The 25,841-nt window shown below is 53.1% G+C and carries 13 protein-coding genes; 10 read left to right on the forward strand and 3 right to left on the reverse strand.

Annotated features, from left to right (window positions below; genetic code table 11):
• The first annotated feature begins 63 nt into the window (after positions 1-63).
• The 9 genes from pgsA to QET40_RS10805 all read left to right on the forward strand — a co-directional run bounded on the left by pgsA (position 64) and on the right by QET40_RS10805 (position 12,383).
• Positions 64-678 (forward strand): CDP-diacylglycerol--glycerol-3-phosphate 3-phosphatidyltransferase, encoded by a 615-nt coding sequence (pgsA, locus tag QET40_RS10765; RefSeq protein ID WP_280127177.1) that lies wholly within the window; start codon positions 64-66, stop codon positions 676-678.
• Positions 675-2,393 (forward strand): hypothetical protein, encoded by a 1,719-nt coding sequence (locus QET40_RS10770; RefSeq protein WP_280127178.1) that lies wholly within the window; start codon positions 675-677, stop codon positions 2,391-2,393. The genes pgsA and QET40_RS10770 overlap by 4 nt, the downstream gene beginning before the upstream one ends.
• A 73-nt stretch (positions 2,394-2,466) precedes the next feature.
• Positions 2,467-3,060, forward strand: coding sequence for a sigma-70 family RNA polymerase sigma factor (locus tag QET40_RS10775; protein ID WP_280127179.1), 594 nt, complete (start codon positions 2,467-2,469; stop codon positions 3,058-3,060).
• Positions 3,061-3,191: 131 nt separating this feature from the next.
• The gene (locus QET40_RS10780; protein ID WP_280127180.1) at positions 3,192-6,680 is read left to right on the forward strand and encodes a protein kinase; all 3,489 of its coding nucleotides are present in this window, start codon (positions 3,192-3,194) and stop codon (positions 6,678-6,680) included.
• Between the two features lie 44 nt (positions 6,681-6,724).
• Positions 6,725-7,936 carry a hypothetical protein gene (locus tag QET40_RS10785; protein WP_280127181.1) on the forward strand — a complete coding sequence of 404 codons (1,212 nt, stop codon included), beginning with the start codon at positions 6,725-6,727 and terminating at the stop codon, positions 7,934-7,936.
• 45 nt (positions 7,937-7,981) lie between these two features.
• A complete protein-coding gene (locus QET40_RS10790; RefSeq protein WP_280127182.1) occupies positions 7,982-8,986 on the forward strand; it encodes a phosphotransferase in 1,005 nt (334 codons plus the stop codon).
• Positions 8,980-10,458: a hypothetical protein gene (locus tag QET40_RS10795; RefSeq protein WP_280127183.1), complete on the forward strand. Its 1,479-nt coding sequence runs from the start codon at positions 8,980-8,982 to the stop codon at positions 10,456-10,458. The genes QET40_RS10790 and QET40_RS10795 overlap by 7 nt, the downstream gene beginning before the upstream one ends.
• Positions 10,459-10,487: 29 nt before the next feature.
• Positions 10,488-10,946, forward strand: coding sequence for a hypothetical protein (locus QET40_RS10800; protein ID WP_280127184.1), 459 nt, complete (start codon positions 10,488-10,490; stop codon positions 10,944-10,946).
• Between the two features lie 111 nt (positions 10,947-11,057).
• Positions 11,058-12,383 carry a hypothetical protein gene (locus tag QET40_RS10805; protein ID WP_280127185.1) on the forward strand — a complete coding sequence of 442 codons (1,326 nt, stop codon included), beginning with the start codon at positions 11,058-11,060 and terminating at the stop codon, positions 12,381-12,383.
• A gap of 110 nt (positions 12,384-12,493) precedes the next feature.
• Here the strand turns inward: QET40_RS10805 and QET40_RS10810 are convergent, their stop codons facing one another.
• Positions 12,494-13,705, reverse strand: coding sequence for an endonuclease/exonuclease/phosphatase family protein (locus QET40_RS10810; protein ID WP_280127186.1), 1,212 nt, complete (start codon positions 13,703-13,705; stop codon positions 12,494-12,496).
• Positions 13,706-13,739: 34 nt separating this feature from the next.
• On the opposite strand from QET40_RS10810, the gene QET40_RS10815 reads away from it, so the two are divergent.
• Positions 13,740-16,304, forward strand: a complete 2,565-nt coding sequence (locus QET40_RS10815) for an alpha-N-acetylglucosaminidase (RefSeq protein ID WP_280127187.1) — start codon at positions 13,740-13,742, stop codon at positions 16,302-16,304.
• Positions 16,305-16,390: 86 nt separating this feature from the next.
• Here the strand turns inward: QET40_RS10815 and QET40_RS10820 are convergent, their stop codons facing one another.
• Positions 16,391-25,225 carry an autotransporter-associated beta strand repeat-containing protein gene (locus tag QET40_RS10820; RefSeq protein ID WP_280127188.1) on the reverse strand — a complete coding sequence of 2,945 codons (8,835 nt, stop codon included), beginning with the start codon at positions 25,223-25,225 and terminating at the stop codon, positions 16,391-16,393.
• Complete coding sequence (locus tag QET40_RS10825) at positions 25,176-25,832, reverse strand: hypothetical protein (protein WP_280127189.1); 657 nt, start codon at positions 25,830-25,832, stop codon at positions 25,176-25,178. Before QET40_RS10825 ends, QET40_RS10820 begins: the two co-directional genes overlap by 50 nt.
• Between the last annotated feature and the right edge of the window lie 9 nt (positions 25,833-25,841).

A 25,841-nucleotide genomic window follows, 5' to 3' on the forward strand; every position in this document is an offset into this window, starting at 1 on the left:
AACCTCGTTCGTCTACAGATTATTCTTGCCGATGAACAGAAAGTCGCCCTAATAGGAGAAACGATGCTTAACCTCCCCAATTCCATCACTCTGACACGCATCGCACTCGTTGTCGTTTTTACTATTGCCATCTCCGTGACTCCCGATTACAGAGTTGGTTATCCTGTCGCCCTGCTCGCTTTTCTCCTTGCCGCTTTCAGCGACTGGCTGGACGGCTACCTGGCACGTAAATTGCAGGAGGTAACCACATTCGGTAAATTGATCGATCCACTGGCGGACAAAATCGCCGTATCCGCCGCGTTCATCTACTTGACATCGGTCGATGCCTGCCCTGCCTGGGCCACCATTCTAATAATTACGAGAGAATTCCTGGTCACCGGTATCCGGCAAATTGCCCAGGAACATGGTATCATTATTGCAGCCGACCGAACGGGCAAATGGAAAACAGCTTTTCAGCTCGCCTTTTGTACCGGAACCCTGCTCTATCTAACGGTAAAATCCTATCCCAATGTCGCGGCTCCGCTTGTCTGGCTGGCCGAACTCTGTGCCCCGTCCGGTTCTCATGCATGGCTCTACCCGCTCCTGCTCTGGGGGGCAATCATCCTGACGGCCTGGTCCGGCATCGCCTACTGCATCGGTGCCAGGAAATTTCTTTTCCGAGAACGCCAGCAACCATGAACCTATCCACTCTGGCAGCCGGCTTCGGCTGGTGCGCTCCGGTTGCCGTCACAGCACTAGGCCTCCTGGCGGCACTTCCCGGAAGTGCCGACGAGCAAAAAATAGTCCCTCCGCCCGTCATCAATGCTCCGGAGCAACTTCCCTCCCGGAAGCAGCCGCCCCTCGGCAGCGCTGCCAAGGAACAGGATGACATTCCGATTGATGAAAAAAGCGTACCTTCCGATGCATCGGATGCTCCGGCGGACAGACCGGCAAGAGTCACGAAAGAAGGTAAAATCATTGAACCCGCCCGCCCTGCAGTAACCGATACCGACGGAAAAGAAGCCCCGGGAAAAGACATGTCTGCCATCCCGACGGCCCAGCCCATCTCCCCCGCCGCTTTGGATAACTCCCAGCCAGTTCATCAACCCAACCAGACATTCACCAGTTTATCCGCATCCAAACAGTTCATCGTGCGCGGTAAGGACGTCAATCTGACATCGGCTATCAGCACCAGGGCAGATGAAATACGCTCCGGCCTCCTCTCTCTGATGAAACTTCCCAATACATGGAAAGACAACATCTTTATCAACCTCCACGGAAATCCCGGAACCCCTCCCCCGGCCAACCCGATCCGCATGGGAATCGACCTCATCGAAACCAAGCCCAATTACTACATCAACCTGCATGTGGGACGCGGCATTGATCTGGATGCCCTCTACAACGCCGTCACCACCATGTTGCTCTATGAAATCATGCTCCGCGACATCAACCCGGACGGGCTCCCGGAACGCATCTCCCTTCCCCAGTGGCTCCTGACCGGCATTGAGCAAGCCGTTCAATGGAAGAACGACCAAGCAGACCGCAACCTCTACGCCACTTTGTTTGAACGGGGGGAAATCCTCTCTCCCAAAGCCATCCTCTCCATCAAGGACCCCTGGAAGGAATTGGACGCTACCAGCCTGCTCGCCTACAAGGCTTCCTGCGGTTCCATCGTTCTTTGTCTGCTCAATCAGAAAGCCGGCGAAGAAGCCATGTTCAGACTTCTCAACGAAGCCATCCTTGGATCAGACGATCCGGAAAACCTCATCAAGCGCAACTTCCCCAGGCTCAACCTCACACCTACTTCGTTGCATAAATGGTGGAGCCTCCAACTCTCCACCATGGCTACTCCGGCCGTTACGGAAGCTCTCTCCCTGCAGAATACGGAGAAGAAACTGGACGAATTGCTCGTCCTACTGAAATACGATCCGGAAACACGCATCTCCACCCGCATCTCCCTTTCCAATCTGGAGGAAGCCCTCAAAATACCGAATGTTTACGAACAATTGTCCGCCACCCTCAACAATCTCAGTTACCTGCACATCCGCAGCTTTCCTACGTACAAGCCTCTGATCACCGACTACATCAAAATTATTGTCCTGCTGAAAAACAGCCGGGTTACCAAGGAACCTTTAGATAAAAAATCCCTCCAGGAGAGACTGGACAAACTGGCTAAATTCCGGGCTCTTTCCATGCAGGCGGCCATACGGGCCCGCGACTACATGGACTGGTACGAAATCAACTCCCGGCACACACTTTCCAACACATTTTCCTCCTACATATCTACCATCAACATGCTGAGAAATCCAGCCAAGTCATCACCTACCCCCCTCAGCCGGTATCTGGACGATATAGAAGCTCTGTACCTCCTTCCGGCCCAGGCACCCACCCCCGACCTTTCCGCAGACAAATAGGAAAGTCTGACGCGAAAAAAGAAGACAAATAACGGCAACCGGAGCGCTTCTCCGGTGTTAATTGTACGAACGGATGAGTGACGAACAGGAAAGCCTTACTGAAGACAACCTCGACGCACATCTCATGTTGCGGATTCGGGGAGGGGATTCACAGGCCATGGAAGAATTGATCCGCCGTCACCAAAACTCCGTCTACGCCACCGTAGCCAGCATGCTGCGCCATGGAGGAGACGTGGAAGACATCTCCCAGCAGGTTTTCATCCGCATTTGGAAGGGAGCCGCCACATACGAGCCCTCTTCCAAATTCACGACTTGGATGTACACGATCGTCCGCAATCTCGTTTTTAATGAACTGCGTCGCCAAAAGCGAAAACCCGTCCTTTCCGCCGATGCTATTGAGGAAGAACACGGCCAAATTCTCTCAATCGACACCGCTCCGTCTCCGGATTCCTCCCTGGAACACAAAGAGCTCACGCAAGCTGTGGAAGACGCCATCGCCAGCCTCCCGGAACAAGCCTCCCTCGCCATCCAGCTGCGCCGCTATGAAAATCTTTCTTATGAGGAAATCTCCCAGGTTCTCGGCATCAGCGTCTCCGCTACCAAAAGCCTTCTTTTCCGGGCACGCAACACGTTAAAGGAACAACTGTCCGGATTTCTCGGACAATAAATATTTTCTCTTCCGCCATTCGAAACAGGAGCATCCGGTTGCCCATCCCCTCCTGTTCTCAAGTTTATGCTTGCGGACAAGAAGGATTCATGAATGATACTGGGCACGTCTCATTCCAAGCAGGTAAAACCATGACCAACGATACTTCCTCCACAAGCATCCATCTAAACCCCGGAGCCATGTTGCTTTCCTACAGGATCGAAAGGATCCTTGGAGCAGGAGGGTTCGGAGTTACCTACCTGGCAACAGACACGTCAACGGAACACCAAGTCGTTATCAAAGAAAATTTTCCCCGCGCATTCGCTGTCCGCGATACCGTCAGCGGTACCATTCATCCCCTGTCCGACAATACGAAAGACAACTTCCTCAAAACGCAAAAAAACTTTCTGGAAGAATCCCGCAAGCTCGCCTCCATCCATCATCCGAATATTGTCGAAATACTCAATGTCTTCGAAGCTAACGGCACAGCATACTTCACCATGCCCTACCTCGGTGCCAATAATCTGCAGAGATACGGCTTCAAGGAACACGGCAAAAGGATTCCGGAAAAACAATGCCGGATCCTCCTCAAGGGCATCCTGGATGCTCTGACCTGCCTTCATTCCCAAAACATACTCCACCGTGACATCAAGCCGGCCAATATCCTGATCACCGACAGCGGTGTCCCTGTCCTGATCGACTTTGGTTGCATGCGGAGCATGGACATGCCGCAAACGACCGCAGCCCAGGCTACTGAAGACTTCGTCGCACCAGAACTCATGCTGGGACTTACTAACAAACTCGGTCCCTGGACGGATTTGTACAGCCTTGGTGCTTCTATTTACTATCTGCTCACCGGTACCATGCCGCAGAGAGGAGATACCCGCCTGTTCAACGACACACTCGTTCCTCTGGCTTCCATAGAGGATCTCACACGGGAATACTCCCGCGCATTCCTGGCAACAATCGACAAGGCCATGGCTCCGGACTTATCCACAAGGTACCAGTCCGCCGAAGCATGGGGGATGGACATAGAGCACCCTGAACATGCTCAGCGGGTTTCTGCCGCTCCTAAAAAACCAGCCTCCTCCGCAACAAAATCTCCCAGACCCGCGCATCCATCCTCACGGCAGAAGAGCAGGAAAAAAGGTTCCGGTGCCCGAGCCCTCACCGGACTCATCCTTCTGGCCGCCCTGATTGGCGGCGGTTGGTATGCCTACGACAATGGCATGATTCCCCTTCTTGACCGCATGCTGCAGAGCAAAGAAGCAGCGGGCAAAACATCCGGAACATCCACGGCTCCACCCACCGGCGAGATCGTCAAGGCCACACCTCGCCCTGCAGATACCGTCAGCAAGGTTCCTTCGGGCCCCTCCGTTGCCAAAAATACACAGGCTGTCTCCCCTGTTCCGTCTCAAGACAATGCCACGGAACAACAAGAGATCAAGGCTGACTCCGTCCCCCAGATAGAACATGTTAAAAAGCCGATTCCTCCCGTTCCGGCTCTCGACATCCGCAAATCGCGCCTTCCTTCTGCATTTCTTTCCAAAATCGCGTCAGGCGACTATGCCGGCCTTCAAAAAGCGGTTCTGGACGGCATCAAAGCCATGAGCGACAAAAGCGACGATCCCATGGCCGATCCCCGGTACAGCCATCTCCTGTCCGTTGCTGAACTGATCAATGCCACCACACCTTCGGAACTGATCAAATACCATCGTTCTTCCCCTCAAGCCCAGGCATTCATGAAAGAATTCCTCAATGATCCGGAATGGCTGGAACTCTACCTCGGCGCCGGATTAATCCCTGAAAAAACGACCAAAGGACTTGAGGTTCTGGAAGAAATCTGGAAGTTTGACGGCAAATCCCCCGACTTCCGTACATATCTTCCTCTGGCTACCGGCATTGCCAATATCTGGAGCGTCGGCCCTACAGCTGAGAACATGGAACGGAATGATGACGTCTGCAACCCGCTTAACCGCTACAAATTCTTTAAGACTTATCACAAGCAGGGACGTCTCCACCCCGACTTTCTGAAGCTCCGCCCGTGGGAAATTCGCTTCGTCGCCGGACATCCTTGGGACGACGAATCGTACGAATGGGCCATGCAAAACGTCAATATCCCCTGGAGACGTTATACAGACGCCTGCTGGTTTGCCGACTACACGGGAACCAATACCTTCGGGGACACGATTCAAGGTCCCCTCTTCTACGCTCCATGGCGCGACATGTACGGTCAGGCGGAAAATACCAAACTTCACGGAGGTGTCTGCGGAGGTCTTTCCACTTTCGGCAGTCTCTGTGCCGCCGCACACGGCATGCCAACCTACACGGTCGGACAGCCCGGCCACTGCGCCTACGCCGTGCGGGCCAAACGCAACGACTGGCAAGGCGGTTTCGGCGGTCCGGACGGAGGGATGCACAACCACATTTTCGGTTCCCAGGCTCCTACTTCGTATATGCTGATGGAAACGGTATTCGGCGACGACAAAACAATCGACCACGCCTACCGGTATGCCCGCCAGGCCTCCGCCCTGCAGCAAGCCGGAGACAAGGACAAAGCCTTGGAAGCCATTGACAAAGCCATTTCCTACTCTCCCGTTCAGCCGGTCTTCCGCCAACTCCAGCAGAAACAGCTCATCGAAAAAGGAGGAATGACCCCTCAGGACTGGCTTGAATACGCAGAAGAAGCCTTGCCCTACTACGAAGGCAACGGCTATGCTGCTCTGGAAGCTCTGCGGCCCGCCGAAGAGCAATTCATCGCTGCCATCCCGGAACAAGACCGCTTGAAATGGTACCGGGGAGTCCACGACATCCTGGCCGGAACCCGTACCTCGTGGGCAGTCAAAATCGACTCCATCCTCGATTCCCAGCTCGCCAACATCGACTCAGACCAAGGGAGGGAACAATTCCTGGAAGCAGTCTTCTCACGCCACCTCAATGCCAAGGACACCACCAACTTCGGACAGGTCCTGGAATGGGCGGTCAAAACATTTGTCAACGGTCAGCAGGATGCCCTTTTCAACAAGGCTTTCACGGTTGCTGCGGCTTCTGCCGCCCAATCCAAGTCCGCTCAGGACGAAAAGAGTACCAAATCTCTCAAGGAAGCCTACAGCAAAGCGATTTTTGCGGCTGAACAGGCTCATTCCATTCCTGCTTTCCAGGCCTTGACAAAGGCAGCTCTCATGCTTACTCCACCCAAGGCTGAAGAGAGGACATACAAATCCGAGCCGCTGCCAGGCAAACTCGTACCGCCGTCCGGCATGATCCGCGTGTCATCCACCAGCGGCTGGGACAGACCTTGGGAGCACATGGACATGTTGAAACCATGCGGTGGCTTCAATCATACCGACAAAGAAAGCCAGCCTTACGTCATCGCCGAACTTCCGAACACAGTTAATCTCTCAGGCGTCATTGTCAGCAAGGCGGATGGTTCGCAGGACCGCATCAAGAAGGCAAAAGTATCAACATCCGTGGACGGAGCCACATGGTTCCCAATGGGAGAAACGGACAACATGCAGTCCGAATGGCGGCTCGAAGCTCCAGCAGAAGGTCGCAAGGCCAAATGGATACGGTTTGAGGCCATCAACGACACTGAACCCAACTTCCTGCATCTGAAGCACTTCCTCATCTTCGCCAAATAGCCGGGCGTTCCTTTTCATCATTTCACACAAACCACCTTCCGCATATGCACATCTTCCAAGGATTCCTGACCCTATTGGCAGCTACAGCACTTCTCTGCCAAGCGGAACTTGCATCTTTCCCCGACGCACTCGAAACAGGCAAGAAGGAAAATAAAAACATCGTTGTCGTCTGGAACGGTTCCGATTGGTCCAAACTGGCTCCGAAAGTCGTCGAAGAAGTAGAAAAAAAGTCTAAAACCACAACGACCGATGCCGTTTGGGCCGTTTACGACGACAAAGGCACCATGACTCCGGAAGAACAGGAAGCCGACAAAAAGAGCAGGCCTCCCGTCAATGTCTGGAACATTCCAGCCATCCAGGTATACACACCGGATAAACAGCTTCTCTTCTCATCGGATGGAGTTAACCTGAAAAACCTGCAAAACGTTCTCTCCAATATTCCGAAAGCCATTAAAAATGGTAAGGAGGCAGAAGAATTGTTCAAGAAGGCGGAAGAAAGCAAATCTCCCGATGAAGCCCTCGCTTTATACGACAAAGGATTGAGCCTTTTCCCGCGCTCCGTCGCCAAAACGCGCCGCGATATACTGGATAAAATCCGCAATCTGGACAAAGACGATACCAAGGGATTCCGCTTCAAGCATGAAAGCAGTTTCCTCGGTTTTATCGAAAAAGTCTGCCACCTCGTCTTTGATGAGAAAAAGCCGGAAGAAGCCAAAAAGCTCATCGAACAACGTTTATCCATTCCCGGACTTACCCCGGAAGAGCGCCAAAAAATCATGGCCGGCTACTTCGTCCTCGCCCGAGGAGACAATAACAATAAACAAGCCATGCTCTCCTCCCTCCAGAATATCGTCAAGGTCGATCCCAAAACGGATATGGGACGCGGAGCCATGGCTTACTACAACTATTTTGCCAAACCCGTCATCATGAAGAACAACCGACTGAACGGCAAATTGTTGCGACCGGAATTCTCTCCTCTTGTACTCAATGTCCGCGACAAAGTCAAAGTCGCCGGAACATACCGCATCGAATGCAAAGTCAAGCGGGGAGGGGCTGATTTCCGTAACGCCCGGTTCATGTCCGGCAATCGCGTTCTGGCCGAAATCACCTCCGAACAAAAGGACAAGAACCGGAGAGACTTCATGTTGACGCTGGCAGATCATAACGTTCCCTCGAACATCACACTCGTCATCGACACGAAAGGTTCCGGCTGGTTTGACCTTGATGGGGAAATCATCATCACCCAGCTTTTCTGAGTTCTCCCTATCTTCCTGCGCCGTTTCCACTTCCGGCATCAATCCATGATTTCCGTCCTTCCATCCGACACCATCGCACCGGAAAAAATCCTTGCAGAAATGGCCGGAGCATATTACAGGAATTCACCGGAATGCCTGGCTTTGTACCCCATTACCCAGGGAGCTTCCGGGAGGACAATTGTCCGCATCGTCCCACCGGAAGGTCAGACATCCTGCATCGGCATTCACTGGACGGGAGTTCGCCCCGACAACGCAGCGTTCATCACAGCAGCCCGTTTCTTGAAATCGCATGGTCTGAGAGTACCGGCCCTGCTGACCGCTACAGAACAACCCACGGGTTCCGGAGCCGCCTTGGCGGAAGATCTGGGCGATCAAAACCTACTGGGACTCAAATCCGCCCATTGGGCAACAAAATCGGCCGCTTATGGTTCAGCCATGGAACAAGTTCATCTCCTGCACAGTCTGGATGCAGCCGCAGTCCCTACCCTCCAGCAGCCCTTCGATGCATCTCTCTACCTTTGGGAACAGGAATACTTTGCCGAACATGTCATCGCCTCCATGTGCGGACAAAATCCCTCTTTCTTTCTCGAGAACCCGGCCAGACGTCAATTAGCCGAAGACCTGGCCTCCCTCCCCCGCTGTTTGATCCATCGCGATTTCCAGTCGCAGAATATCCACATCATCCATGGCAAGGCCTGGCTCATCGACTTTCAAGGAATGCGGTATGGCTTGGCGGAATACGACCTTGCTTCCCTCATTTACGATCCCTACGCCGGACTTTCCGCAACCGAGAGGGATATCCTTCTCTCGCACTGGGAACGCATCACGGGCGCCTCAGTCAACCGAACTCTTCTCCAACTGTGCGCCTTGCAAAGAATCATGCAAGCTACGGCAGCCTTCGCCCGTTACGGTCTCGCCGGACACCCATGGTATGCGGCCCAGTTAAAGCCAGCTCTTGACATTCTCAGGGAACTCTCCCAATCTTCGCCGCTGGAGCACCTGCTTGTCCCGGCCATTCACTCAGCATACGACCATCTGCCTTCATGCTAAGTTTCCGTTCATTTATTTATCTGGCTATCTTCCACGTAGCCATCGGCATCAGCCTCCTGGCCGGGTACTTCTCGGATTCCATGCATGCATGGATGTACCAGGCTCCCATCCAATGGATGTATGGAGGAGATTACATCAATCTGCGCATGGATGGCCTCGATAAGCAGGGTAATTACAAGGCAACCCCGTTCGACTACGACACCCCGCCTGAAGTCCCTGTCGTCACCCTCTACAAGGATGCCGTCGCCGACACCTTTGCGAGTTACCCCCCCGCCCCCATGGACATGGCAGTGCTCTTTTACCAGCTTCATTGCCAGGGAGTCGGCAAACTTGCGCTAATGAGTCCTCTTTACTGGGAACAAAACCCGGACGTCTTTGTCAAAGACGCCGTCATGCATGAGCTGGCGTCGTACAAGACCCTGGCAGTCGGTCGGGCACTTACCCTGTCCGCCCGGGAAGAAGCTCTGCCCGAGAATTGGAAATCACTCATTATCAAGCCCGGACAAATAGCCGGTTCCACCAGTCAGCTACCACCGGCCAACAAACTCGTCGGAGAAACTCCTCAGCTTCCGATCCAGAAATGGAGCGTACCCTCGGTCATTGAAAACGATGCCCTGTTCCGAGAAATGGGGGCAGGAGGCAAGTCATCCCCGTTGTTTGTCCGCTGGGGAGAAGCCGTTCTCCCCACTCTGCCTCTAATGGCGGCCCTGGATGTCTTGAACCTGAAGCTGGAAGACATCCATGTCCACCTGGGAGGACAACTTCGTTTAGGCGACAAAAAGAACATTCCTATCGACACGGCAGGCCGCATCCGCCTCAGACCGGATACCAATGGCATTCCGATCAGCCTGGCCGATATCATCACCATTGACGGACTCCCCCGGAATTCCCTCACCATGGAGAAAACAGCAATCTCCAAACTCCTCAAGAAAGCGGCCTGTACCCTCGTGGAAGAACCGTCAACCATTGCAACCGGCCCCTCGAAAGAAGCCCTCCTTTCCGCCCAGACCATTCGTAATCTCCTCTCCGGCATCACGGAACAGCCACCGCTGCTCTTCCCACAATCCAGTCAATTAACACAATGGATCCTGCTGATTGATATTCTCATTATCGCCATTTTCGCCCTGCATTTTTCCGGTCCCATCAGGAAAACCCTTCTCGGGATTTCCATTGCCATTCCGATTTTGGCAGCCATCATTTTGTTCCTGCACGATTATGAATGGTTTCCCTTCATTCCTGCTACCATCGCCTGCCTGTTCGTCGCCGCCTGCTCTTTCTTCGTGAAACCGGCTATCGTCCCGCATCCAGCAGGCGCGGTTTCGCCTTCGGAAAATGCCGAGCCGGATGAACAGGAAGAGAACGCTCCGGAAATGCCCATGGAGGAACCGGAGTTCCACGAACCGGAAGAAATCCCCATTCCCCATCGTTCCCAAGAAGAAAAAGAGGATCAGGGCAACAAGACAAAACGCTGACTTCTACCACTTCCAGACATCTTCTCTCCATGTCACATCCCTCCTTCCACAAAGTTCTCTTCGTCTGTACGGGCAACACATGCAGAAGTCCCATGGCAGAAGGACTATTCCGCATAAAAACCGCAAAGTATCCCGAATGGACCGCCGCTTCGGCCGGATTAGCCGCTTGCGACGGGGCTCCAGTCAGCCGGGAAACACGACAGATTCTCCTCGAACGCGCCCCATGGCTCACCATCCCTTCCAGCCGTAAAATAACGGAATCCATGCTTCGTGAGTCCACAGACATCCTTTGCCTTACCCGGGAACATCTCGTCATCCTGGGACACCATTTCCCCGAATATATCCATAAAATGCACCTTGTCACCGCCTGGGCGGACAACAAAGACATCCCCGATCCCATCGGAAGGGGGGCGGCGGCCTACAGGCAGGTAGGAGATATGCTTGATCGGGCTCTTGATGCTCTCATTGCCCACTGGGCAGATTGCTGAACGGAGATTAAGGTTCTCTCTCGAACGTTTCCCCGGAAGAAGTGAAAATAATCCACTCTTCCCGCATTTCCCCCTTGCTTCCACAGGAGCATATCTCTAATATCTTACACTATGAAATTCGGCCCATGCCTTCTTGCGCTTTGCCTCCTCACTTCCGGGTTCGTCCATGCCGAAGGCCTGTCGGAAGAGGATAAGCAAAAACTCCTTGATACTCTGGAAAATATTCTCCAGGGGAATGAATCCGCCGAAGACAAAAATGTCCGAGAGGCGTTGAAAGTACTCGCCGCTGCCGCCATGGATGAAAACGCAGCATCCGACCTCTACGAAAAATCCTACAAGAAAATCAACTTCGAGGACAAAGAGAGGAAAGACAAAGACTGGAGAGAATGGAAGGACAAAAACAAAGACCGTCTTACCAGTTCCGCTTTCAAGCGCATTCTGAAATACCAGTGCCAATGGGCCGTTCTCACCCTTCAGGCAGCTAAAAACAAATCCGAGAACCCCGACTTCTCCCAATACTCCAGCCAGGCATTGAGCATGCTCAATACAATTGCTGCAGACTATAAGGATTTGAAGAAATTCCGGGGAGACATGCAGGGCAGTATCCTGAGCGGTCCCGTTGGACGTGTTTTAAAGGTCAACGGTATCCAGGCAGCCAGATGGCCCACGTCCATTTTCGACGTCAATGCAGTCTTTGAACAGATCATTTTTCCGCAATACCGTAATGCCGCCAACATCTCGGGATTGAGAAGTGCATGGAACAAGAGGATCTCACTCGAACTGGCCTTCTCCAACACCAAAGAGGAAGAAGCAGCAACCTTCCTGGGGATTGGAGATGACAGAAGGAAGAAAACAACCGGTTCCAAGCATACCCAGGGAGGTACTCCGGCCAAAAACGACATCGCCGAAGCATCCATGAAAGCTATCAATTCACTGAGATGGAACTGCGAAGTGGATTGTTACAAAATAGGCGACGAAGCAACAGCCAGCGCCAATATGCTTTCCATGATCCGGGCAATCAAAGATACACGGGAACAGAATAATAAAATCCAGGAACTGACTGCTATCCTTTCCGGAGAAAATACAGATGGAGAAACCGATTCTTTAGCCATGACCTCCGGCAATTCTTCCTCTGCTTCAGTGCCTTCAACGCCACCTGTCCCCCGGCAGATACCGAAGCATGACGATTCCGATTTCGTTTACGACGGTCCTCTTCCACCCAGAAATGCACCTTCGTCCGAAACCTCCAAAAATGCGGGCAAGCCATCTGCTCCGAAGGTGGTGGAAATCACCGATGAAGTTTCGGAGACTCCGGTTCCCGCCCAGCAGCCCAAGCCCCCGGTCGAAATCACTGGCCAGGAGACCAAGCAGGACGATCCAGGAAAATCCGGAGCCACCCCTCCCAAGAAGGCCGACGACGACTTCTTCGGAGACTGATCAATTTTCTCTCAACAGCGCCAACACTACTACCGGCGAACCGGGCTGCACCTCATCATGGGAGGCAGTCCGGTTTTTTCTGATCCCAATCCTCGAACAATGATACGCTTTCAACGCAAATCGACCCAGATGGCGCGATGGTCGCTTGCCTCCGCAGATTCCGGGATATCGACAATCCCCAGGGAACCGGAACGCCCCATTCGTTTCTTCTGGATCTTGTTGATCAGGATATGATCATAGGCATGGTAACTATCACCTTCGTCATGGAATATCGTCCATGACGTCCCTCGGGAATCGACGGGTTTCAAAAGCTGCATGCCGGACGGACTGTTTTGAGACCCGCGGACCAGATAAACAGCTGCTTCCGCCGTGCCGTCGTTGAAATCCCCGGCAACGACAACCGGTTCATCCGAATCACCCTTCATGATCGAGTCAAGATACAGGCGCAAAGCCATCGCCTCTCTCCGGCGTAACGCCAAAGCCCTGTCGTCTTCATTAAATTTTGATTTGAGATGTACTTCCAAAATCCGGAATTCCCGCCCATCATCCACTCGAACCACCACATCCAGAATTCCGCGGAGCATCATGCCTCCCGTACCGCCGCCGCCAGGCAACGGCACGTCACGCCGGGAAGCATTTTTCGTGATGGGATAGACAGACAACACCCCCAGGCCGCGCGGTTCGCCGGGACGTTCCAGAACAACAGCATACGGGTATTCCCTGCCCCGGGCCTCCAGGCGTTTTTTCAAATCCTCCAAAGCATGACTTCCGCCGATTTCGCACAATCCCACAATATCCGGTTCCGCAGAAGCAATCACGGATGCAACGGCATCCCGGGCAACATCCGGTTTCTCGGAAATCTTATACCGGCTTCTTACCGGTTCCCCGGCTACAAAGTAATTCTGAACATTCATGTGAAGGAAGCGGACGGGGCTGTTTTTTCCCGTCACCGCCTTTCGCGATGAATGCCCGGATCCGTTCCTTCGCACCGGAGTTGTTTTGGGAGAATCCTCCCGGAGCACACCTGAAACAGGCGGAGTCTCTTCCGTCCAGCCGGAACTGCTGTCTTCCAGGTAGAACGGAAGAACAATCAAGGCAAGAATCAGAAAGACAATCGTAGACAAGTCCGCCCGGAGTTTCCTCCGTCGACCCGGTTTCTTGCGGTGGTTTGGGGACAACATCATCTCATCAGCTCTCAGGACTCCAGAATCCCTTCCTTCCCCCAGTTCTACAGATTCGGAAGAAACAACACAACCCCATTCACGGCAGTATGACCGCCATCCTTCCAGATTGACATTGCAGACAGAGCAACTTTTGCCCATATATAGGGCAGATTATCCCAGCGAAAGCTCTTTTATGTCTTATTCCCTGCTTACTTCATGTTTTCTTGCGGCTTCCGCAGTCACTCCGGTCATAGCTTCCGCAGCCGCCGTTCCCGCCTCCGTCTCTGCACTCATTGCCCGCACAACACCGCAATTGGCCAAGCAATTCAAGTTACAAATCGATCCTTCCATGAATGGATTCAGAATCACTCCATCCACCGGAGGATTCGTTTCCATCACCGCCGGCAATGTCAACGAACTGACTGCCGGATACGGCTACTACCTCCGTCATGTCCTCGGAGTCCACTGGTCGTGGAACGGCAACAGGATGGACATCCCGAACAAGGCCATTATGCCACAAACCCCCATCGAGGTCAAAAGCCCGTGGAAATGGCGCTACGCTTACAATTACTGCACGCTCTCCTACACCATGGGCTTCTGGGGGCCGAAGGAATGGCAGGCGGAAATCGACCGAATGGCTCTCAACGGCGTCAATATAGCTCTCGTCCAGGCCGGACTGGAAAAAGTTTGGCAGCTCACTCTGCGCGATCTAGGCTATCCTGAGGATAAAATCAGAGCTTTCATCCCGAATCCGTCCGCAGCCGCCTGGTGGAATATGGGCAATCTGGAAGGCATGAGCGGCCCCATCAGCCAGGATGTCATTGATCGTGAGGCCCAGCTCGGCAAAGCTATCGTCTCCGCCATGGAATCCTATGGAATGACGCCCGTATTGCAAGGCTTTGTCGGACTCGTCCCCCACGACCTGGAGCAGTACCTCCATGGGAAAGACGCTCATTATATTCCCCAGGGAGAATGGTGCGGACAGACGCGTCCCATCGTTCTCGACCCCACTTGCCCGGCATTCGCCAAAGTTGCCTCCATCTGGTACAAAAACCTGCAAAAAGTGTACGGTATCTCCCCCAAAGCCCTGGGTGGAGACCTCTTCCACGAAGGAGGCAATTCCGGTGGAGTTGACATTCAAAATGCCGCGACAGCCGTCCAGAAAAGCATGCATGCCTCCTGCCCGCAAAGTATCTGGCTCCTCCAGGCATGGGGTGGCAATCCCCGCAAGGAACTGATGGATGGCCTGAATCAAAAATACGTCCTCGTTCTTGCGCTGGACCGCGATATGAGCTCCCCTTTCCGGGAAGGTTCCACCAATGCCTACAAGAATGCACCGTGGATATGGACGGAACTTCTCAACTTCGGTGGCAATCACGGACTCTACGGCAGCCTGAAAAAAATCGCATCTCTCGGCGCCATGCAGCAGTTTGCCAACAAGGATAACCTGCAAGGGCTCGGCCTAATCTCGGAAGGCGTCGAAACCAACCCGATGTACTACGAGTTCTTCTTCCAACGCTTGTGGTCCCCCAAAGAACAAGTGCAGACAGCCGATGAAATTTCCTCATGGATGAAGACCTATGCCCAAAACCGTTACGGCAGCGCTCCGGAGCCTGTCCTGAAAGGGCTGCAACTTCTGGAACGTTCCGTCTATTCCCCCCAGCGCATGCAGGAAGGTTGTACGGAATCAATCCTTTGCGCCCGCCCCGGCCGCAATGTTCAAAAAGCTTCGACATGGTCTTCGGGACAGATCTATTACAATACGGAAGACGTTATCAACGCCGCGGCCGCCTATCTGCAGGCGGCCAGAGAAAACCCCGAACTCCTGCGCCAGGAAACCTTCCGCTACGATCTCATCGATATTCTCCGCCAAATGATTTCCGATATGGCAAGACCTCTGCTGGCAGAAGCCATGCAGGCTTATGACTCCGGCGACAAAAAAGAATTTGAAGCCAAAGCTTCTCTCTTCCTGGATTTGATCAACAACACGGATCAACTCCTCGGCACCTACCCGCAGTGGCGATTCGGGCAAATGTACGAACGAGCCATCGCCAAAGGCCGGACACCGGAAGAAAAAAACAATATGGCTATGGCATGCAAACGCCTCGTCACAACCTGGAGCGGTCACATCGACGGGCTCAACGACTATTCCCATCGCCAGCTGGCAGGCTTGATGAAGGATTTCTACGGAAAACGGTGGCAACTCTTCTTCGATTCCTATCGCCAGGGGTTGGAAGGCAAACTGGACAAAAAGGCCGTGGACGGCGATTTCAGAACCCGCGACCACGCATTCGAGCTCGGATGGGAAAAACAGCCCGCATCCTACTCCTCCAAACCGGAAGGAAATCTGGCTCAAATAGCTCAACAGGTTTTCGACAAATTCGAAAAACCCGCCCGTCAACTTGCCAAAAGCTACTCCAAACTCCACAATGCGCCCAAATGGACATTGAAAGACGGAGCCACGACTCTAACATTCGACGTCTCGGGCATCATCACCGCTCCGGGAACTTACAAAGCGACATTCCTGTGGAAAAGCGGTAACAGCGCTCTCGAAATCAGCAAAGTTACCCTGTACGAAGGCAGCAAGATCGTTGCCGTAGACGAACATCCGGGATGGACCGGGATCGAAAACAAGCGGAATACTTACACCCTGCCTGTTGAAAAACTGAGAACCAACCTCGATTCGTACACCATCAAAGCCGAGGTCAAAGGAGCCAGCGGCACGGATTCTTCCGGGGTCTTCATCTTCGACAACTAACCCGCCACCATCCTCAATATCAGGGGCCGTCCTTCCACCCGGAAAGACGGCCCCCTTTCTTGCGACTTCTCTTTTGCTTCTTCTTATCAGAAGTTATACCGGTAGCCGAGGCTGCCGTTCGCGGAAGTGGCCCCGCTGCGGATATCCGCATTGGCTTCCACAAAAATCGTTCCATTGGTGCCTGTCGGCAAGCTGAGTCCGGCCCCGACCTGTAAGCCGGTCTTTCCGATGTCGGCCCCCTTCACTGTACGTCCATATCCCGGATTACCCAGGAAGGAGACATCGGATTCTCCACGGTCGTCACCTATGTCCTGGGCCACCTGCACACGGAGTTCACCCAACGTTTCACGTCCGAACACGTTGCTGCCAATCAACCCCAACAGGCGGGAACCGACGGCAATAGTTGCCGTAGTCCATTTCATGTCCCCTACTTTCAATCCGGCGTTACCGGCACCGGATTCCTCGTAGGCATCAATGCCGGCGTATGCGACACTCACATTGACCAGGGGCTGAAGGAGGGATGAGTGATTCTCATCTAAAGCGATGTCGTATGTCACCTCGTACATGGCCCCCCAGCTGCTGCCGTTCGTATCGCCAGTCCCTTCGTAGGAATCTGCTCCGAAACGGACGCTTCGGGTCACCGAGATATCATTTTGACCGCAGGTAGCCATGAAGTTGTGTCCCCAGTTCTTGTGCTGATAGCGGGCGAACAGGTTGACATAGAAACTATCCAGATTTCCGGTAAGGGAGTCCGCTCCCGTGGAATCCAGGTCTCCATAGGATGCCGTAAAGGCAGCTCCAAACGTCAGCTCTCCGGAGACGCTGACATCCACGCCGGCCGTTCCTCCCCAGGTATTGAGCTGGTACCCGGCAAAATCCCCATCACCATTAAGCGTGTTATAAGAGCCGTTGCCTTGGATCCATGCATTGAATAGGGGGAGTTCCCCCTCGTAATTGTAATCCGGATTCAGTCCCATGGTCGTCATCCTGTTGCGGATAAGCATCTGCTGGTATCGGAAGTCCGCCATCTGCGCCGCGTTCATGGACGTAACAGTACTGCCTGCTGAAGCAGCCATGGAGCGGCTGGCCGAGGTACCATTGCCGCCTTTAATATCATCCATAATGGAGGAGAGCAGATTGTCCAGATTGGAGCCTCCCGCCTGAATGCCCGCGAACCAAAGCATGTTGGCTCCGGCCAGGGCCGTGTCGCTCTTGGCATATTGCTCCAGAGTATTGACCTTGTTGAATACCGGAGTTGCCATCAGGGACTTGCCGTCGGCTCCGACATGGATATTGGCGGACGAGTAGAAAAGGGAAATGCTCTTTTCCAACGTTACCTTCCAATCGGAAAAACCTGTTCCAGCCAGTAGAGCCTCACCTCCGGCGTTGATCAATCCTTCTCCGGCCATCATGACCACAAGGTCATCCGCTGTAGCAATACTGCCTGATCCGTTATTGACAAGGTTGACAGTCATGCTGTTCGGCAAAGTAATCGTACCCGTTGCCGCGACGCCGCCTTTCTCATTGGGAACAATCGTGCTCAGGGAGGAACCTTCTTCAAATACGGCATTGCCATCCACAAACAGAGAGACGGGAGCATATTGCCTGTCGGCATCGGCATCCCCCAGAGTCAGGACGCCATGATTCCGGACGACAAGTTCGGTTGCCTTGGTATCCGTACGAAGGAGGAGTTCCGCATGTCCGTCATCCAGAGGGCCGACACTTAACCTGTCAAATGCCGGCATGCTTTCAGTGACGTTCTTTCGATTGATTTCCATCACTCCATTGCGGGTATCAAGGCTCAGTCCCTTGGCGGAGACGCGCAGGATTTGCCGACTCCCGCCTGTCTTGACGATACTGCCCAAGCTGTCGGCATCCAGGGTACCGGTAAATTCGGCATCCTTGTCTCCTGCAAGCGTCACGACGGATTCATTGGAAATTGACAAGGTATTGTCACCGTCAAGCCCGGATATTGAAATATCCGAATCGGCACGAAGAGTCCAATTCCGGCCCAGCTCAAAGATAATGCCGGCATCGATAGACGAACCGCCCGATACGGTCAGAGAACTGCCATTGGCAAGGATCAAAGAACCACTGCCGGAAATGGATGTCCCGGAACCGATCACATTGCTGCCGGCTTCATCGTGCAGGATGATATCGGCCTGGTGGAGGGAAATCTTCCCATTGCCGGTCAATCGGAGACTGCCGGAATCCAGATTACCGCCCAAAACAAGCGAAGCATCGCGACCGACCTCTGTTGTCCCCGTCACGCTCGCCGCGCCTCCTATTGAGAGGGAAACCGGTTTGCCGGCCATGGACGACGCTACCGTCAATTCATCCGTGGAAAATAAACCGCCTATAGAAAGTTTCCCTTCCCGAATATCGACGGCCCCTCCATTGGCAGAGACATTGCCTCCAATGGCAAGGGAATTGCCTCCCGTTTTGACGATACTGCCGGAACCGGTTATACTGCCTGCATAGCTCGTATCAAGCCCGTCATTGCTTAATACGACGGTAATAGAGGAATCGGCCCCCAAATCAATCCATGCCTCTGTCGCCCAGGAATCGCTCTGCAGTTTTTTGAAAACAATTTCCTGATCGGGTTTGATCCTTATATGGAGTTTGCCATTCACAAACAAGGAAGGATACCGTTCCAGAGAAATAGGGTTTTTGATGGTCTTTTCTTCGTCGGAAAGGACGGAAAAGGGAGTATCAACCGTGCGGCCGTCGATGGAAACGTAGCCGCCGCTCACCTCGAGAAGGTCGTATCCCAGATCGGCAAGATAAGGGGTAAAGGCAATGTTATCCGTATCTTCGGCAACCGCTCCGGCCAGGGTACCGTTCGTAACAAGAACCTTGTACTCATCGCGGTGATCCTTGAGGAAAGACTCAATCGAGACTACATCCAGAGTCAACCGGTCTAGCGTCAGCGTACTGTCGGTCTGGTTAAACTCAACGGCAGCTATCCCGGAATGGGATATACTATCCATATTCTCCTCACCAATACCAATGGTTGCCGATCCGAGGGAGATATTTCCGTTGATGTTGGAAATGATGCCCGCCGAACTCGTCAGGCTCTTGATCATGCTGCCGTCAATGCCTCCCATGTCCACATGCCCGGTCGCGTCGATATGGAGGTTGGTTGCGTGCCCGGCATTGGCAAGGATACCATGCACCATGGTAATGGCATTGCTATAGGCCTGATCGCCAAGATCCAGCGTTCCTCCTCCGGACACAGATACATGACCCGTATAATCTCCGGGAGAAGCCGTATGGATAGAGAGAACGCCGCTGCCGCCATGGACAAGGTTCAGACCGCCGGAGATTTGGGACAGATCCAGTGACTGGGAATTCAATACGGTCAATTCTCCGTTTCCGGTCATCGCTCCAGCCCAGGAGGCGCCATCGGCAAGCACAGCACGGGTATCCACCGTGAGTGTTCCGGACGAAGTACAGGCTCCTGTCAGAGTGAGAACTCCATTCCCGGCCTGGCGCAAGGCAGCAGTACCCGAGACAATGGATCCCAGACTGGCATCATTGGAGTAGTCCAACACAAAGGCACCATCTCCGTACAGACTCGCGGCCCGGGTCAGGAATCCATCTTCCGTCAATGCGGCATCATGACCATCGCCCAAGAGGATCATACATCCCGTTCCGGAGGCAATGGAACCATTGAAACGGCTGATGTCTCCCGCCAATGCCAACTGGTTGATTCCTCCGTCCGCAGCAAAAAATACGGATCCGGTTCCGCTCAGGCTTCCCGTCAATTTGTAACTCTGACCGCTATTACCGTCAAAGGCAACCCCGCCGGGCTGAATGAGCATATCCGCTCCGATTACTATTTCACCAGAACCTTCCACATAAAGGTTGGAGCCATCGACTTCGATGCCGGACACGTGATCAAACAGGCTTGTATTGCTGAATTGATAACGGTTGTTCCGCGTCAGGGGATCCTGTCCGATGAGGACGAGTTTACCGGAAAAGCCACTGTAATCACCGGCAAAAACCGTACTCCTGCTACTCCCCGTATTCCGGGATTCGAGCATCAACGTCCCGCTTCCCGATACGGCCCCCGATAAAGTGCCTGCTCCATCCACGGAAATCTTGAGCGTTCCTGCTCCGATGGTAAGTCCGGAAGACAAACTCCCGGTCACGGCAATATTAAGCTGCCCGGCGGATTGTCCTTCTTCAAGACCGTTATTGAGGATCAAATCCCTGCCGATCGCATTCCATGCGGCGGACCAGGATACGCTATGCGGAGATGTCCCGTTCTGAAGGACATGCACCCGGACGGCATCCGTGGACATATCAAGGTCAATCAAGGACGATGTATCTTGAGCGGATCCCGCCGAATAGACTAACGTACCTCCCTGGAACGCCAGCTTATTGCCGGATGTCAGGATTTCTCCCGCCCGGTCAAGTACCAGGTTTCCATCGTGAAGGGCAACGCCCCCCGTTCCCAGGCCTCCCACAGATTGAAGCACGATGGCCCCTCCCTCCAGCGTCGTACCGCCGGAAAAAGTATTGGCCTGACCCTGATTGATCGTCAATGTTGAGCTGCCACTCTTTCGCAGAGTCGTCACGTGATCAGGGTGGTCACCGATGGCTCCGGCGCCCTGCCAGGTATAGTCCGTTCCGTCCGATGAAACGGCGATGCTCGCCGGGTTGACAACCAGTTTGCCTTCACTGCCAATGGTAATCACCGAGTGGCTTGATTCCATATCGGTAAACGTGACAGCCTTGTTATTGACGTATTCAATACTGCCATCCATCCAGCCTGTCGTACCGTTGGACCAGGTACCGTTGCCCGTTATCTCATCGCCCACCCAGACGACGGACGTCAGCCCCATGATGGAGAGATAGAGTTTTCCATCGATATTCTGGAACGAATAGAAACGCGCAATATCGGGGGCAAGCTGCGTCTTCCAGGATATGCTGTCCGTCGACAAATTGTTCCCCGCATTGGAAAGGATCACATACTTGCCATCCACATCCGGGATGAGCTTCCCACCGGAGTTATCGATCGTCAGGGAAAACGTACCGGGATCAGTCGTCAAATTGCCGCTGACAGTCAGAGCCGCAAATCCGGAAGCCAATGCCGTGGAATCCACAATCAGCCCCCCGGTTCCGAGTGCAAGATCTCCGGAAATCACTTGCCCGCCGGAACTGATATACAGATTGCCTCCTCCCGTTGTCAGCGATCCCCCGAAATTCCTGGAGGCAGATCCGAGCGTTACATGGGCATTGTTCACGTTCAACGACCCCGTGAAAGCGGTATTGTCACCAGTAAGTTCCAATTGGCTGGTCATGGCGCTACCTTCCGCCGGAGCCTTGAGCGTAATGTCCAACACGCCTCCACCGGACAGGCCCCCTTCCATCTTCAGGGCATTGCCGGCCGTAATTTCCGTCGTGTTAGTACCGTCCGTCGTGATGGAGATCATTCCTCCCAATGTAGCAATTCCATTGCCCATCATCTTGAGGGAGGCCTTGCCGCCAAATGCTCGCAGAGTCACGTTGTTATTGATTCTGTAGACCGTAGTCTCGGTAGTCGTTGCGGACAGAGTTACGGGAGTGGGGCTTGTATCGGCAGTCTCCCAGTCGGCCACAGTTCTGTCGATGCCGATCGTGACATCACCCGTCCCCCAGGGAGTCAGGATGCCGCTTCCCGGTACTGCACCTGAATAGGTCAAGTTGGTTGCATCCCCCCCTCCTTCCGAAGTACCAATATAGGTATTGCCCACGTATGTATTGTTTAAGGGCAAGGTCAGAATGTTGGACCAGCCGCTCATATTGTTTACCTGCAAATTACCCTGGCCGGAAATGGCTTTGCCAACCGTTGTCCCGCCACTGACTGTTCCGTCAATATTGGCGATTCCATCCGTTCCGGTATTGAGTTGAATGCCCATTCCAAACGTCGTTCCCCAATAATTGCCATTCCAAAGGATAAGCCTGGATCCGGCACCCATGGTCAGTTTGCCATTCACATTGCCAATCGATTCTCCCGCATCCCCAAGTTTCAATGTGGCACCGGGACCACTAAGATTGATATTGAAGGAACCGGAAGAAACATTTCCCTTCAACACAAGTTCTCCTTCACGAACATCAAAATTCAGATTTTGGGAATTGCTGAATGTCCTTGAGTCTATCGTCAACGAACCGCTGCCCGTCTTGGCAATATTGCCGGAAAGAACGACCGTATTGGAAATCGTTGTTGCAGCATTGGTGTTCAGGATAATGGTGCCGTCTCCCGTGCTGGTCAACTTGCCGGAGTAGGCTGTTTCATTGAGGACCAGGGAACCGTCCCCCGACTTGACCAGGTTTCTATCAGCCAGGGATGCATTGCCGGAAGCCCAGGAAAAACTGTTGTTTCCGTCGACGACGATCTTTACGTCCACCCCTTCAATGGTTGAAACGGCAACATTGTCGACACCAAGGACAAGCGATCCCCCGTTGAATTTCAATGTTCCGGTTCCCAACGCATTGACATGTCCGGCTACGAGAAAACCTTCTTTCAGATCAATCGTCCCGGACATTCCGGAATTGTCTGTGGCAAGAGTCACCGAGGCGGAACCTTTTTTGACGATGCCGAACGTTCCGCTCAGAACCCCTGACGCACTTCCCTGAGTCAGGACATAGTGATCCTTCGAGTTGGAAAATTCAATGTAGCCGGGAGAAAGCTTTCCCTCCAGATTCACCGTCAGAGTCGTTCCCGTATCTCCAACCGTCAAATCCCGGAAGACAACGGAATTACCCGGATTGTAGGTTGAGGCCGTTCCCCCTCGATTTACCCAAATAGCTTCTCCTCCATCCTTCCAAACGCCGGAATCGGCCTTGTTCCAGTACAAAATCCCTTCCTTGGACGTTACGTTCAACACTAACTTTCCATCGCTTTTGGAAACCGCATAGGAATAATAGGGCGAGATTTCAACATCCAGATAGGCCGATGCCAACGCACCGTCTGACCAGGTGCCGAAAGTTCCAGTCGCCAGGATATATTCCCCGGAAAGATCGGCCACTCCACTACCATCGAAATTCACCAAAGAAAACTGCGAAGAGCCGGACGATGTCAACGTCCCTGTCACAGCCAGCAACGGAGTATCGGTTCCGGCAAGACCAACGAGAGCTCCGCAATCGACCGTAAAAACACCACCTTCATTGATATTGAGACCCATTGTCAAATTGGCGCTGCCGGACGTCCCGGCTCCGACTCCAATCCCCTTGCCCCCGGCCAAAGTCAGGGCGGCATCGGCAAAGGAATCTTCAGCCTTCAATGTGGCTCCACGGGAAATCGTACTGATCCCCGTCCCCAAGGCATCCATCGAGCTGATGGAGAGGATGCCGGACTTGACAACAGTCCCCCCGGAATGAGTGTTAGTACCCGTTAATACGAGAGAACCGGCCCCTTCTGTTGCAATTTTACCGACTCCGGACAAATTCCCCGAAATAGTGATTTTCTTTCCTTCGTTTCCCTTGGTATAGGCCAGCGTATCGTCATCAATCGTATAGCCGGTCGTATCGAATGTTACGGAACCGCCGATGTTGGCAGGAACGGACAAATCCCAATCAGCCGAAGCTCCAAGTGTACCTCCGTTTAAATTGACGGAAAGCGTTATCGCCGTATCACCGGAACCGCTCATTCGAATTCCGATACCTCCCAGAATCATTGTACCACCGTCAAGAGTCAATGTGGACGATGTTGCTGCATTACGCACCATATTGATCCCCTCTGCCCCCAGGAATCCACCCTTTTGCACAAAAGCCCCCGTACCACTCTGAGCAACCGTCAGCTGTTTTTTTAGAAGAATATTCCCTTTTTCCTGAGTAAAAGTCGTCGTTTTCCCCCAATCGGACAATTGCATGGAAAAATCTGTTGAATCGTAGTTGCCCCCTCCCTTGACAAGCAAAGTGCCCCCTGTCATCAAAATCGTATTGGTTCCGGAACTGTTCATTCCAACATCGAATTTATCGTTAATCACAATCTTGGTATCATCTCCGGATATGGTCAGTTGCCCACGTGTCATATTCACCATGTTCGTAAGCTCCCAAATTCCACTCAATTCCATAGCGGTATTGTCGCTGGCAGCATTGAAATGAATACCCGAAATTGTCCCTTGGGAATCGGTCGCCCCATGTATGGAACCTCCTGTCACCAGCAGTTCTCCCATCGAAGCTCCATCTCCCAATCGAATAGTTCCCGACATGCCCGCCTTGAGAGTAAAATCTCCAAATCCTGCGGCATTCAGATTGAGCGTACCTTGATTCAAGCTCAAATTACCGAGAGTCAGCGTCGCGTTTGTAACACTCACAGAACCTGTAATTTTATTAACGTTCGAAAACGTTACATGTGTGGGGATATCGTCGGAACCACTGATGTACAGGCCTCCGGCCAAATTGATCATCGAGTCGGCATCAGCGGAGACAAACGTATACTCGCCTCCGGTTACCTTCATCAGAGACGGGGACAATACCCCTTCTATCGTAACCGTCCCTTCGTGACCGACATCAAACAGGGCAATTTTTCCATCGGAGAAACTCACCTCGGCTCCAGTATGATCAGCCCAGTTGGTTCCCGTCGAATTCCAGGAAGCGGTACCACCCATCCACGTCATCACCATCTCGGAGACTTCATTGCCGATCGTCGTCGCATAGTCTACATAAAAACCGCCATCCGTTCCACGGTACAGGTAGAATTTGTTCAAGGAACTCTCCGAGGCAGTCAAGGCAGTTGACGAGGCCGTCAAGGCAATATCTCCATCCGTCAGGTTGAAGAAATTTTCCGTTCCGAAGGTTCCCCCCAGAGAGACTCGATCAGCAACGGACCAAAGACGACGGGAATAGACGATATAATTGGAATCTCCATCCATGGAAACATCATTGACGGAAATACTGCCCGGCGTTGCTCTTAAACCCTTCTTCACCATACCGGAGAAGTGTCGTATTATGAAACGTGTAGGTCATGTTTCCACCGCTCTGACTAGCATCCGAATGGATACTACCCAGCGTTCCCAGAGAAATATTCGCGGCCCCGCCATATCTCTTCCATCCCTGTTTGAAGACGAGCCCCTCGTAGGGTAGAACCGACATATTAAATACGGAATCGACACCATTCCCGGGCATATTCATGTCCCATACCAATTTGGAATTCTCCCCGATATCAATGCCAGTATTCGGTCCCTGTAATTTCTGAATCGTCCCTTTCAGATTGATTCTGGCTCCGTTAAGGACGGCTATTTTAAAATCCCATCCTTCCAAATCCAGATTTTCAAACGATAGCGATCCTTCTTTATTAAAGCGAACCGTTGATCCCCAATTACCGCTGCTTCTCCAGTTCGGGCCCATTTCTATATCCGCAGGAACCGCTCCATCCGCATAATTCCAATGGTTCTTGTCCTGCCATCCCGATGCTTCGGCGAATGTACCGTCGGCGTCGCCCTGCCACGTCCAAAAAGTCTCTTCGGCGGAATGCCCCTCAGAATGATAACAATAAAGGACAGCCGAGAGGAGTGTAAGAGGGAGTCGTAATTTCATATAATAAAT

This window comes from Akkermansia sp. N21169 (genome assembly GCF_029854675.1).
Classification (GTDB): domain Bacteria; phylum Verrucomicrobiota; class Verrucomicrobiia; order Verrucomicrobiales; family Akkermansiaceae; genus Akkermansia.